This window comes from Pasteurella oralis (assembly GCF_002850605.1).
Lineage (GTDB): Bacteria > Pseudomonadota > Gammaproteobacteria > Enterobacterales > Pasteurellaceae > Pasteurella > Pasteurella oralis.
Genome location: NZ_NXGB01000001.1, coordinates 266,059 through 280,105 on the forward strand (window position 1 = coordinate 266,059; position 14,047 = coordinate 280,105).

Genomic DNA, 14,047 nt, shown 5'->3' on the forward strand with positions numbered 1-14,047 from the left:
AGAATTGTCGATGAATTTATACTGGCAAGGATTATGTGATTTGGCCAAGCGCTATTTAGGTATTTTTAAAGAAGTTTGGAAAGTACGTAAACAATTAGATACACCAGTACGTGAAGCCGATGAAAATGCGTTTCGTCCCGCACATTTAGAATTGATTGATACCCCTGTTTCTGCATTACCAAAATGGATTGCGCGTCTAATCATGCTCTTTTTATTGCTTGCTATCATGTGGGCATGGCTAGGGAAAGTCGATATTGTTGTTGTTGCACAAGGTGAAATTACGCCAAGTGGGCGCAGTAAAATTATTCAGCCAATTGAAACAGCCGTAGTAAAAAAAGTGTATGTCCGTAATGGTGAGGAAGTGAAAAAAGATCAGCTGCTCATGGAGCTTGTGGCATTAGGGGTAGAAGCGGATTATTCAAAATCAGAAGAGGCATTAAAAGCGGCTAAATTATCTCAATTGAGGCAACGTGCTTTGTTATATGCAATGGATACAGGTAATCAACCAATAATGGAAGAAGATGAACAAAGCCAATTGCTGTTTTCGAGTGAACATCCGTTATTTAAGCAAGAAAAATTACTTGCACATAGCCAATATATTGCTTGGAGAGCTCAGAAACAAAAATTAGAAGCGAGTATCGAACAACGTCAAGCAGAAATAAAAACCACCGAAATTGAAGTGGCAAAGCTACAAGAAATGCAAAAATATGGTAAAGAACTCAGGGATGGATTGAAAAATCTTTACAAAAAAGGGCATAGTTCAAAACAAGAGTACTATGCGCAAGAATACCAGTTTATTGAATTAGTCAATAATTTAAATGCACAGCGTAGTCGACTAAATGAACTGACTGCCAGTTTAACTCAAGCAAACGAAGATTATCGCTACTATATTGAATCTTTTCGCCGTGATGTGCTAGAGCAGCTTCGTATGGCAAATGATAATGTGACCCAGTTTGCTTTTGAAGTAGCGAAAGCGAAAGAGCGTCAACAATTTACTGAAATTCGTTCGCCAGTCGAAGGTACGATACAACAATTGCAAACTTATACACTTGGCGGTGTTGTTACCACCGCACAATCTTTAATGGTGATCGTACCAAAACAAGATTATTTAGAAGTAGAGGCAATGATTAGCAATAAAGACATTGGTTTTGTCAATGTGGGGCAAGATGTAGTGATTAAAATAGAGGCGTTTCCTTACACACGTTATGGCTATCTAACAGGCAAAGTTAAAACAATCAGTTTTGATGCGATTGATCATGAACAACTCGGTCCTGTTTTTGCGACAACGATTTTAATTGATCAAAGTACTCTACTGATTGAAGGTAAAATGGTGGAATTAATGGCAGGTATGGTAGTTTCTGCTGAGATTAAAACAGGTAAACGTAGTGTATTAGATTACTTATTTAGCCCATTAAAGACCACACTAGATGAGAGTTTAAGAGAGCGGTAATAAAAGTGCGGTAGGTTTTAGAAAAGTTTTGAATAGGATCATAAATTAAACAAAGTTTGTGGAATATCAAGTCGTAGTTATATGACGAATCATATGTTAAAGTTTAAACCCGTTAAATAACCAAGAGGTGGAAGATGGCGGAAGAAAATGAAGAAAAAGGAAATGGATATATTTTATGGTTCATACTAGCTCTCCTTTCAATCTATTTATTTATTACCATACAAGAAAGGCGGGGTTATTGTTTTGACAAATGGGAGTATATCCATAACCTTTATACTGAGCAAGAGTTGATCGATAGAGGGGTTGAATATGTGGTATCAACAATGCCGTCAGGTGTCATTGAACCAGATGGAACAACAAAAGAAATAAAACGCTATTCTAGCGTTGAGGAGTTTAAACAGATGAACTCAGATTGTTGTACATTAACGACTTTTATTGATGAAGGAGATGGCTATCCAGATGACTATGGATATGGTTATATAAGAATTGAATATTTAAGGCATTATGTCGAGAATTTAGAACCTGATCATGAAGTAATTTATCTTGAATATACGCCTTGTGGAGAGTTAAGGGAAGAGGTTGCATTTTAAACATAAGTAATAGTGAGGTGAAAATGACATTACCAACAGCAACAGAAATAACGAACGCATATTTATATAAAAATAAATTAACCCCTAAAGAGGAAGATAGATTAGATTCAATACAAATTCTTGAAAAAGAAATTAAACCTTTTAAGGTAAATAAGAACAAATTTATGGATTCTAAAACAGGACCTGGACGATTTGTTACAGCAGCTGATTTTGATATTCTACATTTGTTCTTTAGACCATTTTCAAATGCATTTAATGCGTATTGGGGAGATGTAGTTCCTTTAGGTGAGCTTGCTCCAGGAGAATATACAAAAACTCAGATATTACAAAAAACAGGTTATTTAGATGTTAATGGGAAAGCTCTTAATGGATTTGCTGGCGTAAAGCAAACTTTAGCATTTTATGATGATGGGCAAGATGATCTTTTAGAGCGAGCGTATATTTGGAATACGACGGCTTTTAAGATTACTGATGAAGCGATTTTTGTCGTAGAGAAAAATGGTAATCGTTATATTAAAAATTTTGCGATTGAGCCTCATAAAAAAGAAAACTTCGATTTTAAAGGAGGATTTTGGTCTAATCTGGCTAACCTTACATTAGAACCACAGATTGATCCCTCTGGAGTTGGTAAAAAAGTCATAATAGAGTTTATTGGTGAGGTTGAGAAAAAAACTAAGTTTACGAAAGCCGATTTTATTGCTGAGGAAGAGAGAAAAAATCATTTTAGTATTTTAAATGGAGCAGAGGTTGGATTAAAGCTTAATAGATTAATTGAAAGACTTTGGAATAATGGTTCTATTAAGCATTTATATAAAGGTAAGCCTGTTATTTATGGTTCAGTACAAGATGATAAATTAGACGGAGCTACGACACTTACTGGGGTAGAGCTTGATCTAGAGTCTTACATCGAAATGAATCAGGATGGACCTATTAGATATCATAGATTAATGAATTATGTCAAAAATGGTATCACTTATGTAACAGGTAAAGGAAATGATGAAATCAAGGGGACTAAATATAATGATATTTTTTATGCTGGCGAAGGGAGTGATCTTTTAGAGGGCGGAGAAGGGCATGATATTTATTATGTGACAAATGGCGATATTATTATAGATAGTGATGGGAATGGAGAAATTCGTTTTCAAAATAAGGATAATAAATATCCAGAAGAAGTAAAAAATGAAGATAATGAAGTCGTACAAAACATGTATTTCGGTAAAATTACTGAAATGCGAGGACGTAGTGCTAAGTTTGTTGGTTCTGATGGTGTGAGTACTCCTTATTCTTATCAACTGAATGGTTTGTCTTTTAAAGATGGAAATTTTTCTGCCACTTTAATTATGACTAATTTAGTGACAGGACATCACATAACGATCAGAAATTTTAAAAATGGTCAGTTAAACATTTATTTAAATGATCTTATACATTTCGATGGTGAAATGTCTGTTATCCAATATTATTTTGAGAAAGGTGAAAATTTATTTGATACTTATGATGTGGATCCCGATGGTTCTGGTTATAACTGGGCTAGATTAAAACATGGAAGCTATAGAAGTGAGTCTACTGATTTAGATTCACGCAGAGATAATAATTCAAATGGAAATGGTTCCAATGGAGGTTCTAACGGAGGTGGTTCTAATGGAGGTGGTTCTAATGGAGGGAGGGGGTCCCCTAATCAGCGTGGACGCAGTCCTCAACTCTATGATCCTTTAGTCCTTGATCTTGATGGAGATGGTATTGAAACAGTAGGACATAATGGTCATTCTGGTTCATTATTTGATCACGATGCTGATGGTATCCGAACATCTACTGGTTGGATAAAAGAAGATGATGGGTTTTTAGTCTTAGATAAGGATGGCGATGGTAAGATTACGAATGCTTCAGAGCTGTTTAGTGATATGGTAATCTTGTCTGATTCAACTCGTGCTCAACATGGATTTTCTGCGCTAAAAGATTTGGATAGTAATGATGATGGTGTGATTGATAAACAAGATACAAAATTTTCGGAATTGAAACTATGGCGAGATTTAAATCAAAATGGGATAAGCGAAGAAAATGAGTTATTTAATTTATCTGATTTTGCGATTAAATCATTACATACAGCTTATGAAGATCGCTATGATGAAATGGCAGGCGATAATGTGTTAAGCCAACTTGGTAAATATGAGAAAGAAGATGGTTCATTCGGTGTCATGGCGGATATTAATTTTAGCTTTAATCCATTTTATAGCGATTTTGCTGAAAAATTGAAGTTAACAGAAGAACAGGAAAAAATCATCAATCTTAGAGGTATTGGGCGCGTTCGAGATTTAAGAGAAGCCGCAACTTTATCAGCAGAGTTAAATGATTTATTGCAACAATATACTATTGCTAAAACGCGAGAAGAGCAACTTGCTTTACTGCCTAGTATTTTGCAAAAATGGGCACAAACAGATAATAAGTATCAATCTTATGATTTGCATTTAGAAAAAACAGTTGAAACTGATGCGCCAGATGCGGAAGTTATTCGATTAACACCAAACCAGCTAAATGCATTAAGAAATGCGCAGCATGATCCTGCCGTTATGCAACGTTTTGAGGATAATAAAGCAAAAATTTCGACGATCAATTCTTTATATAGTATGAATATTGCCCAACTCTATTATACTGTTGATGAAGATATTGATTATATTACCGATAAAATAAATCAAATTTATAACAATTCAATTCAACTTGCCTATGAATCTTTGTTGTTACAAACACGTTTGAAAAAATATGCAGATTCAGTCGGTTTTCTTTATAAAGATGGCGTATTAAGCCGTGATTATTCTTATACAGTTCAATTATTTAATGAAACATTTGCTGAATCACCTTCTAATGCCTTAACTGATTTAAGTGAGTATATTGCGTTTTTAAAAAATCCAAGAGAATGGTATGAAGGATTACTTTTGCTCAATAAATACTTTGAGACTGCACAAAAAGAAGGTTTCGCTGAAGATTGGAAAGCAAGTTCAGGAAGTATTTTAGGGTACTTACATAAAAAAGGGATTGTGTTTACTGAATCAGTGGTTTTAGAAAGTAATAAAAGTGATGATATTATCATCGGAAATGCGATGAATAACCAGTTAAAAGCAAAAAATGGTGATGATGTATTAGTTGGCGGTGCTGGTGATGATACATTATATGGCAGCTATGGTTCAGATACCTATTTATTTAGTCGCGGACATGGTCATGATGTGATAGAGGAATATGATGATTCAACGCCGACCAAACATGACCGTATAGTATTTAGTGATGTGGCATATAGTGATGTGAAGTTCCGTCGAGAAGGGGATGATTTACTGCTGTTTGGTTACAGTGAGACGGATTCATTGCGTTTGAAGGATTTCTATTACAGTGCACGTTATGAGGTGGAAGAGTTTGTGTTCACGGATAGAAGCTTAAGTTTAACGACGATGCGTGAAGAAGGCATCCGTTTTGTGGGTACATCAGGTGATGATGTAATGACAGATTGGAAGGATGCACAAGCTAAGTCGATTTTTGAAGGTGGTTTGGGCAATGATACCTTGAAAGGGCATTATGGCGATGATACGTATTTATTTAGTCGTGGACATGGTCATGATGTAATAGAAGAATATTCTTCTAATAGCTCAGATATTGATGTTATTCGTTTTGTAGATATAAATAATCCAGAGAAACTTTGGTTTTCAAGAAAAGATAATCATTTGTTGATTACTAACTTGGATACAACAGATACAGTGACTGTAAACTACTGGTATTCTAGCCAAAAATATCAAGTTGAACGTATTGAGTTAGGCGATGGCCGCTCATTAGATCCTAGCCAAGTAGATAAGCTAGTATCAGCAATGGCAGCGTTTGAAACACAGCATGGTAGTGATATGTTTTCAGTTCAACAAGATGATGTGAAACAGTATATAAGTACTTTAGCTGTGGCGAGTTATTATTCTTAAATATATTAAAAAATAAATAATGATCTGTTTTTAATTAGTTGATTATTCAACTTTTTAAGGCAGATCATTTTTTGTTGGTAAATATTTATTACATATAGTTAGAAAGAATAAAGTGTGGTTTGTTTTTATAGGTCGATGTTTATTAATGTCTTAGCTTTTTTATAAGGCCCCTCCAAGTCTAGCGGGTTTTACGCTAGTGATATTGGCTAGTTTTGACGGTATTTCTGCCAATCTTCACTAACTGAAACATTAATTTACTATCTATGAGATGAGGTTAAGCAAAGAGAATTAGTTAGTTGTGGTAAAAATTTACATCTGAAAACAAAAATATGTCATTTATTGAAATTCGTTCGCCAGTCGAAGGCACGATACAACAATTGCAAACTTATACACTTGGCGGTGTTGTGACCACCGCACAATCTTTAATGGTGATCGTACCAAAACAAGATTATTTAGAAGTGGAAGCGATGATTGGCAATAAAGACATTGGTTTTGTCAATGTGGGGCAAGATGTAGTGATTAAAATAGAGGCATTTCCTTACACTCGTTATGGCTATCTAACAGGCAAAGTCAAGACAATCAGTTTTGATGCGATAGATCATGAACAACTTGGTCCTGTTTTTGCGACAACGATTTTAATGGATCAAAGTACTCTACTAATTGAAGGAAAAACAGTAGAGTTAATGGCAGGTATGGCAGTTTCTGCGGAAATTAAAACAGGTAAACGCAGTGTATTAGATTATTTATTTAGCCCACTAAAAACTACGTTAGATGAGAGTTTAAGAGAGCGGTAATAAAAGTGCGGTAGGTTTTAGAAAAGTTTTGAATAGGATCATAAATTAAACAAAGTTTGTGGAATATCAAGTCGTAGTTATATGACGAATCATATGTTAAAGTTTAAACCCGTTAAATAACCAAGAGGTGGAAGATGGCGGAAGAAAATGAAGAAAAAGGAAATGGATATATTTTATGGTTCATACTAGCTCTCCTTTCAATCTATTTATTTATTACCATACAAGAAAGGCGGGGTTATTGTTTTGACAAATGGGAATATATCCATAACCTTTATACTGAGCAAGAGTTAATTGATCGGGGAATTGAATATGTAAATGCTCATGAGTTAGGAGGAAGGGTATGGTTAGAGAATAAAAGGCTAGAAAGTAAGCGTTATTTAAATATAGAAGAATTCAAAAGATCGAATCCAAATTGTTGCAGTTTAACAATATTTATTAATGAAGGAATAGATGGCTATCCAGATGATGATGGATATGGTTATATAAGAATTGAATATTTAAGGCATTATGTCGAGAATTTAGAACCCGAGCGTGAAGTAATTTATCTTGAATATACGCCTTGTGGAGAACTACATAGAAAGGCTTCCTTTTCAAAAAATAAATAAGAGTGAGGTGAAAAAATGACATTACCAACAGCAACAATAATGAGGAATTTATCTTTATCTAAAAATCAATTCACTCTGAAAGGGATGGAATGCGTAGATTCCCTATTTCAAGCATGCAGTAATATGGATCATGGGTACTGAGGTGGCAGATGGCAGAAGAAAATGAAGAAAAAGGAAATGGATATATTTTATGGTTTATATTATTTCTCGTCGCAGTCTATTTATTTATTACCATACAAGAAATGCGGGGTTATTGTTTTGACAAATGGGAATATATCCATAACCTTTATACCGAGCAAGAGTTGATCGATAGAGGGGTTGAATATGTAGTATCCACTATGCCGTCAGGTGTCGGAAAAACAAAAGAAATAAAACGTTATGCTAGTGTTGAGGAGTTTAAACAGATGAACCCTGATTGTTGTAAATTAACAAGATTTATTAACGAAGGAATAGATGGCTATCTCGATGACGATGGATATGGTTATATAAGAATTGAATATTTAAGGCATTATGTGGAGAACTTAGAACCCGATCATAAAGTGATTTATCTCGAATATACGCCTTGTGGAGAATTAAGCGAAGAGGCTTCCTTTTCAAAAAATAAGTAATATGGAGTGAGAAAATGACATTACCAACAGCAACAGAAATAACGAACGCATATTTATATAAAAATAAATTAATTCCGAAAAAAGGAGATAGATTAGATTCAATACAGCTTCCTGAAAAAAGAAGTGAACGTTTCAAAGTAAATTTTAATTGATCAAAATACTCTACTGATTGAGGGTAAAATAGTGGAATTAATAGTGGGTATGGCAGTTTCTGCGGAAATTAAAACGGGTAAACGTGGTGTATTAGATTACTTATTTAGCCCATTAAAAACTACGTTAGATGAGAGTTTGCGAGAGCGGTAATAAAAGTGCGGTGGGTTTTAGAAAAGTTTTGAGCGAGATCACAGAATAGAAATAATAACTAGTAAAGCGTTGTGTTTTTTTTATCTATATGATATTCAAAGGATAGAATATGGTTATTCTTAAATTTAAAGGAGAGAGGATGCGTTCTTTTTCTAAGAAATATCTTTGTTATATTTTGATTTTTTCCTTTATTATTTTCCCTCTTACTTGTTATCTTCTATGGCTTAAAGACGTAAATGATATTCGCTGGTATCCATTTGATTTTTCAGCGTCAGCAGAAAAAACGATTGTATATAAAACCACTTATCCCACTTGGCGTGAAAAATGTATAGAGATGGCAATAGAAATAAGGGAACGTGAGGATATAGGCTATTATGATGCATACTATTCTTATCCCCAAATTGACTTTCCAGACATGACTATAGAAGATTTCAAAATAGCGATGCAAAATAAACCAAAGATATTAATTCAGATTTATCAAGATGATACTTTAATAAAGGAATATCCTCTTTATTTTTTTGCTAGTTATGGAATCGGACATATTGACGTAAATAATGAAAATTATTTTGTGAGTGCAATTTTGAGTATATCTGAGCCAGGGGTTAAGGCTTGTTATCATTTTTCGCCTTTTTCAACGTATAAAATTAAGTTTATTAGTTTAGTTCCAATTTCAATAGCTAAAGATAGGAAGCATTTTCTAAGTATTAGACCGACTAGAGTAAGATAAATATTTCTTTAAATAGCATAATAGCTGTTAAATTACTTATGTAGTTTAAATAAGTATTCATTTTTTTGTTTGATCTAGTATGTTGAAAAGATAAAAATTACTCTATTTTATATAATAATTAGTTAACTTAAGTGCCTAATTTATATTCATTTAACCAAAAAAGTAAAAGAATAGATGGGTATTCTGTAACAGTGAGTTACTGAGGAGTTCTTATTGACAAGATGTAGTACTAGCTTAAAAAGCAGAATATGTTGGGTATACTTCTTGCAATATTTGATAGACGTATTGTTATTACAAATAAAAAAGCCACTTTTTAAAAGTGGCTTTTTTTGAAATTCGTTGGCGGAACGGACGGGACTCGAACCCGCGACCCCCTGCGTGACAGGCAGGTATTCTAACCAGCTGAACTACCGCTCCGTAGTAGAATAAAATTGGCGGAATGGACGGGACTCGAACCCGCGACCCCCTGCGTGACAGGCAGGTATTCTAACCAGCTGAACTACCACTCCGCATAGGTGAGGCGTATATTAATGACGAACAGGATTTTCGTCAACTTTTTTTTTCATATTTGCAGCTACTTGATTAATCAATGAACGATCTTTTTAGTGTATATTTTGTTCTTCAAGTCGTTTTTGCCATAAGCAATTTCCTTTACTTTTTTTATGCAATAGCTGAATGTAATCAAGGTGTGCTTGCAACTCATCTTCATTGGGTTGTAAGCATTTTAAATCTTGTGCAAAACTAACCGCACTTTGGATTTGTACTTGTTTTTGAACTGTAGCAACAATAGGCTCAGGTTCTGCATCATCAAATAAGCTGGTTTGCCCGCCTGTCATAGTCAGATAAACATCCGCTAAAATTTCCGCATCCAGTAATGCGCCGTGTAAGGTTCGTTTGCTGTTATCAATACCGAGTCGATCGCAAAGCGCATCTAAACTATTACGTTTCCCTGGATACATCTGGCGTGCCATTTGTAAAGTATCTGTCACTAAACAAATATTATCTGTGTTGATGTTTAAATTGAGCTTTTTAAATTCATAATCCATAAAACCGACGTCGAAGGGTGCATTGTGAATCAGCAATTCTGCACCTTGAATATAGTCAATGAATTGTTGCGCAATTTCATTGAAGCTAGGTTTATCTGCCAACATTTCATCTGTAATACCATGAACTTTGATTGCTTCTGGGTCGACAGGACGATCAGGTTTGATGTAAATATGGAAGTTGTTACCAGTAAGGCGGCGGTTGATCATTTCGACAGCACCTATTTCAATGATGCAATGCCCTTCATAATGAGCACCAAATTGGTTCATACCAGTGGTTTCGGTATCCAGTACAATTTGGCGAGTTGGATTGATTGATACACTCATTTTCTTTTCTATATATTTAAATTAATTTCGGTTATGATCTTGGTTTAATTCTGAATTGTAACAAAGATTATGCAAAAACAAATTGAAATTTTTACTGATGGCTCTTGTTTAGGCAATCCTGGTGCTGGTGGGATTGGGATATTGTTGCGTTATAAACAACATGAAAAACAGATCTCAAAAGGGTATTTGTTAACAACGAATAATCGAATGGAATTATTGGCTGTGATTGAAGCCTTAAACAGCTTAAAAGAGCCTTGTATCGTGACTTTACACAGTGATAGTCAATATATGAAGAATGGGATCACAAAATGGATTTTTAACTGGAAGAAAAATAATTGGAAGGCGAGTACGGGTAAACCAGTGAAAAACCAAGATTTGTGGATACAACTAGATCAAGCTATTCAGCCTCATGCTATAAACTGGCAATGGGTGAAAGGGCATTCAGGACATGTTGAAAATGAAATTTGCGATCAGTTGGCAAAAGCTGGAGCAGAAAATCCGACTTTAGAAGATGTAGGTTATCAACCTGACTAAAACTTGATAAAAACTGACCGCACTTTTGTGGTTTAAGTCAGATCGTTTGTTAAGTTATAAGTGACCTCGTTAGCTGTAAGTATAAATGGGAGTGAGGAACGAAAGGCTGCTAACATGAGTTAAAGCAATTTAAGTTTCTAGCCAATTTATATTTATCACACTATTTTTTTCCTCTGCAAATAATTCTATTCTTATCTGCTCTACTGTTGGCTATTATCATTTTTAAAAATAATTCGATATTTGCGGAATTGATATACATAAATCTTTTATCGTATAAAATGCATACTTTTAAATGATTTTAAAACTAAGGAAAAAAATGAAAAAAAATCTTATCACAACATCTGTTTTACTTGCCTTACCAACTTTAGTGTCTGCTCAAACTGAGCAAACTCATACTGAGCTTCAACCAATCAATGTTTATTCTGCTTATGCTGTGCCAGTCATTCAAGATAAAACGGCTTCCTCAGTGACAGTGTTAACTGAAAAAGACTTTTCAGCACGTAATGCCACTTATGTGAGTGATGTCTTGAAAACAGTACCAAGCGTTGCTTTAGGTATAAGTGGTGGGCGTGGCACACTAACCAGTCTTTTTTTACGTGGTGCAAATTCAAACCAAACAGCGGTGATTATTGACGGTGTAAAAATGAAGCCTGCTTCCAACTTAGGTTTTGATTTTGGTGGTTTAAGTTTGAGCAATATTGAACGAATTGAAGTACTACGAGGGGAACAATCTGCGCTTTGGGGTAGTGATGCGATGGGCGGTGTCATTTATATCACGACAAAGAGTGGGCTTTATCAAGAGAAACCTTTTAATTTCGATTTTGATTTAGGTGTCGGTTCTCATGGGACATTTGATGTTTCAGCCACACTTTCTGGCTACAAACAAGGGTTTTATTACGCGTTGCATGGTGATAATCATTACACCAAAGGTATTTCAGCATTAAGTGCTAATAAATTCTATTATACTTCCACAACAGGTACTGACTTTTCAACTGGTGGAGCTGTGGAAAAAGATAAGTTCCAACGCGATAATGGGTCTGTGCGTATAGGCTATGATGACAGTAATAAAGGTATTGAAGTATTAGCATCACATTCCTCGCAAACAGCTCACTTTGATGAAACTTACGATCGTCCAGAAACCTTCTACGATGATCAGACTCGTACCCGTGAAACGCTATTTAAGTTGAGTGGTTATTTGGGCAATGATCAGGAATTATTAACGCATAAAGTGGCAGTGAGTCAGTTAAAAACGGATAGTGATACTTTTACAACGACGAATCTTTATGATCCGAATACTTATGCCAAAATAGCGACTGTTCCAAGTACAAGCGCTTATGATGCCAAAAAACTTGCAGCCAGTTATCAATTAGATGTGAATTTTGATCGTGAAGGGAAGACTACACAAGCGGTCAGTTTTTTAACCGAATATCAACACGCAAGCTATAACTCAAGTCATTATGCGAACGGTGAGAAAACATTAATAGAGAAAAGTATTGCAGCTGAATATCGTTTATTTACTGAAACTGATCATAGTATCTCATTGAGTGGTCGTTTTACCGATAATGCACCCTATCAAAATGCATTTACTGGGCGAATTGCAGGGGCATATCGCTTATCACCAAATTTTCGTGCACATGCAAGTTTAGGCAGTGCGATTCAAAACCCGACCTTAATTGATTATTATGGTTATTTTGGCACTTATCGTGGTAATCCTGAGCTAAAACCCGCTAAAAGCTTAGGTGGTGATGTTGGTTTATTAATGGAAAATCACGATAAACGCCATAGTTTAGATATCACTTATTTTGCGCGTAACGTGAAAGATTTTATTGCAAGTAACCAAAGCTATACAGCATCAATTAATCTCGCTGGTACAACTAAAGTTAAGGGAGTTGAGGTTGTGTATAATGGCAAGTTAACGGATGTGTTAACGACTTATGCGAATTATACATTTACTCAAACGAAAGACAGTAACAATATTGAATTACCACGTCGTCCAAAACACTTAGCGAATGCAGGTTTCACTTATCAAATGACACAAGCATTAAGTAGCGATTTGAGCGTTTCTTATGTAGGTAAACGTTTAGATACTTATCCTCAAGTAACTAAATTACCTTCTTATACGTTAGTCAATTTAGGTGTTAACTATCAGTTGACTGAAAACTTGACGATCTATGCAAACTTAAATAACGCTTTTGATAAAAAATATGAAAATATTCTTGGTTATGGGCAAGATGGTCGTAATGTCTATATTGGCTTAAAAGGTTCATTCTAATGTCATCGGGCGTGGTGACACGCCCTTTTATTATGCTCAAAATTCTGAAAATATCTACCGCACTTTTATTGACAATCAGCACCGCTCAAGCGGAACAATTTGTATCGCTTAATCTCTGTGCCGATCGCTTGTTGATCGAACTGGCTCGCTCTGGACAAATTGTGGCGATGTCAAACTATTCTGCTAATCCGTTGATGATGTTGGATAAACTCAACAATGATAAACCACAAATTGAGCCAACTTTAATTAATCTATTGCCTTACTTAGATAAAACCTTACTTATTAATGAACAGTTTTATCCACAATTAGTAGAAAAATTACGCGTTTTAGGGGTAAAAGTAGAAAATATCAGCAATCCACAATCACTCGAGCAATTATTTGAGTTAATTTTACATCTCGGCAAACTAACCGGTAATCAACCCAAAGCTGAACAATGGGTGGAAACGCTTAAATTGCAAAATTTCCGCTTAGACTTACCGTTTGCAAACACTTTGATCCTATCAGATACAGGGATTGTCGAAAGTCAGTTACAACCTTACCGTACATTGCTGGATTTGCTGGGCTTATCGCCGCTAAAAACAGTTTTAACTCAACAAAATTTTTCCCTAGAGAAGCTGTTACTTAGTCAACCAAAGGTGCTTATTCGCCTAACGGATAAACGGGGTTACAATGAACAAGCGGAACTGCTTAATCATCCAATTTTACAAAAAATCTTCCAAAATCGACCGCTTGCAACCATTCCATTAAAATACAGCTATTGTTTTGATCATGGACTGTGGCAAGGGGCAGAGAAGATTTATCAGCAAATAAAACCGGTTGAGGGAATGAAAAATTGAGCCAGTGA

Annotated in this window: 11 protein-coding genes, 2 tRNA genes and 1 pseudogene; 11 read left to right on the forward strand and 3 right to left on the reverse strand. The window is 35.1% G+C overall.

Going from position 1 to position 14,047, the window contains the following annotated elements; translation table 11 throughout:
• Positions 1–10 precede the first annotated feature (10 nt).
• The 8 genes and pseudogenes from C0975_RS01305 (at position 11) to C0975_RS01335 (ending at position 9,027) form a co-directional block, all read left to right on the forward strand.
• Positions 11–1,450 (forward strand): HlyD family type I secretion periplasmic adaptor subunit, encoded by a 1,440-nt coding sequence (locus C0975_RS01305; RefSeq protein WP_101774597.1) that lies wholly within the window; start codon positions 11–13, stop codon positions 1,448–1,450.
• A 134-nt stretch (positions 1,451–1,584) separates the two neighbouring features.
• Complete coding sequence (locus C0975_RS01310; RefSeq protein WP_101774598.1) at positions 1,585–2,040, forward strand: hypothetical protein; 456 nt, start codon at positions 1,585–1,587, stop codon at positions 2,038–2,040.
• 164 nt (positions 2,041–2,204) lie between these two features.
• Complete coding sequence (locus tag C0975_RS01315) at positions 2,205–5,990, forward strand: calcium-binding protein (RefSeq protein WP_167383018.1); 3,786 nt, start codon at positions 2,205–2,207, stop codon at positions 5,988–5,990.
• A 323-nt stretch (positions 5,991–6,313) separates the two neighbouring features.
• A pseudogene (locus C0975_RS01320) lies at positions 6,314–6,784 on the forward strand (HlyD family type I secretion periplasmic adaptor subunit); the annotation flags it as partial.
• A 134-nt stretch (positions 6,785–6,918) separates the two neighbouring features.
• Positions 6,919–7,389, forward strand: a complete 471-nt coding sequence (locus C0975_RS01325; RefSeq protein WP_101774601.1) for a hypothetical protein — start codon at positions 6,919–6,921, stop codon at positions 7,387–7,389.
• A 149-nt stretch (positions 7,390–7,538) separates the two neighbouring features.
• Complete coding sequence (locus tag C0975_RS01330) at positions 7,539–7,997, forward strand: hypothetical protein (RefSeq protein ID WP_101774602.1); 459 nt, start codon at positions 7,539–7,541, stop codon at positions 7,995–7,997.
• Between the two features lie 14 nt (positions 7,998–8,011).
• Positions 8,012–8,149: a hypothetical protein gene (locus C0975_RS11305; protein WP_167383019.1), complete on the forward strand. Its 138-nt coding sequence runs from the start codon at positions 8,012–8,014 to the stop codon at positions 8,147–8,149.
• A gap of 260 nt (positions 8,150–8,409) precedes the next feature.
• Positions 8,410–9,027 carry a hypothetical protein gene (locus tag C0975_RS01335; RefSeq protein ID WP_101774603.1) on the forward strand — a complete coding sequence of 206 codons (618 nt, stop codon included), beginning with the start codon at positions 8,410–8,412 and terminating at the stop codon, positions 9,025–9,027.
• Between the two features lie 340 nt (positions 9,028–9,367).
• Here the strand turns inward: C0975_RS01335 and C0975_RS01340 are convergent.
• The 3 genes from C0975_RS01340 to dnaQ all read right to left on the reverse strand — a co-directional run bounded on the left by C0975_RS01340 (position 9,368) and on the right by dnaQ (position 10,397).
• Positions 9,368–9,444, reverse strand: a tRNA-Asp gene (locus tag C0975_RS01340).
• A 15-nt stretch (positions 9,445–9,459) separates the two neighbouring features.
• Positions 9,460–9,536, reverse strand: a tRNA-Asp gene (locus tag C0975_RS01345).
• 93 nt (positions 9,537–9,629) lie between these two features.
• Positions 9,630–10,397, reverse strand: coding sequence for a DNA polymerase III subunit epsilon (dnaQ, locus tag C0975_RS01350; RefSeq protein WP_101774604.1), 768 nt, complete (start codon positions 10,395–10,397; stop codon positions 9,630–9,632).
• Positions 10,398–10,466: 69 nt separating this feature from the next.
• Here dnaQ and rnhA point away from each other — a divergent pair, with 69 nt between their 5' ends.
• From rnhA to C0975_RS01365, 3 genes are all read left to right on the forward strand, one after another.
• Positions 10,467–10,931 (forward strand): ribonuclease HI, encoded by a 465-nt coding sequence (rnhA, locus tag C0975_RS01355; protein ID WP_101774605.1) that lies wholly within the window; start codon positions 10,467–10,469, stop codon positions 10,929–10,931.
• 316 nt (positions 10,932–11,247) lie between these two features.
• On the forward strand, positions 11,248–13,203 hold the full coding sequence (locus C0975_RS01360; protein WP_101774606.1) for a TonB-dependent receptor plug domain-containing protein: 1,956 nt from the start codon (positions 11,248–11,250) through the stop codon (positions 13,201–13,203).
• A 32-nt stretch (positions 13,204–13,235) separates the two neighbouring features.
• On the forward strand, positions 13,236–14,039 hold the full coding sequence (locus C0975_RS01365) for a substrate-binding domain-containing protein (protein WP_101774814.1): 804 nt from the start codon (positions 13,236–13,238) through the stop codon (positions 14,037–14,039).
• Positions 14,040–14,047: the final 8 nt, after the last annotated feature.

Bases quoted from the DNA above. Each gene is read 5' to 3' on its own strand.
- C0975_RS11305 (WP_167383019.1), top strand. From the start codon at position 8,012: ATGACATTACCAACAGCAACAGAAATAACGAACGCATATTTATATAAA.
- C0975_RS01335 (WP_101774603.1), top strand. From the start codon at position 8,410: ATGGTTATTCTTAAATTTAAAGGAGAGAGGATGCGTTCTTTTTCTAAG.
- C0975_RS01325 (WP_101774601.1), top strand. From the start codon at position 6,919: ATGGCGGAAGAAAATGAAGAAAAAGGAAATGGATATATTTTATGGTTC.
- C0975_RS01310 (WP_101774598.1), top strand. From the start codon at position 1,585: ATGGCGGAAGAAAATGAAGAAAAAGGAAATGGATATATTTTATGGTTC.
- C0975_RS01360 (WP_101774606.1), top strand. From the start codon at position 11,248: ATGAAAAAAAATCTTATCACAACATCTGTTTTACTTGCCTTACCAACT.
- dnaQ (WP_101774604.1), bottom strand. From the start codon at position 10,397: ATGAGTGTATCAATCAATCCAACTCGCCAAATTGTACTGGATACCGAA.
- C0975_RS01315 (WP_167383018.1), top strand. From the start codon at position 2,205: ATGGATTCTAAAACAGGACCTGGACGATTTGTTACAGCAGCTGATTTT.
- C0975_RS01330 (WP_101774602.1), top strand. From the start codon at position 7,539: ATGGCAGAAGAAAATGAAGAAAAAGGAAATGGATATATTTTATGGTTT.
- rnhA (WP_101774605.1), top strand. From the start codon at position 10,467: ATGCAAAAACAAATTGAAATTTTTACTGATGGCTCTTGTTTAGGCAAT.
- C0975_RS01365 (WP_101774814.1), top strand. From the start codon at position 13,236: ATGCTCAAAATTCTGAAAATATCTACCGCACTTTTATTGACAATCAGC.
- C0975_RS01305 (WP_101774597.1), top strand. From the start codon at position 11: ATGAATTTATACTGGCAAGGATTATGTGATTTGGCCAAGCGCTATTTA.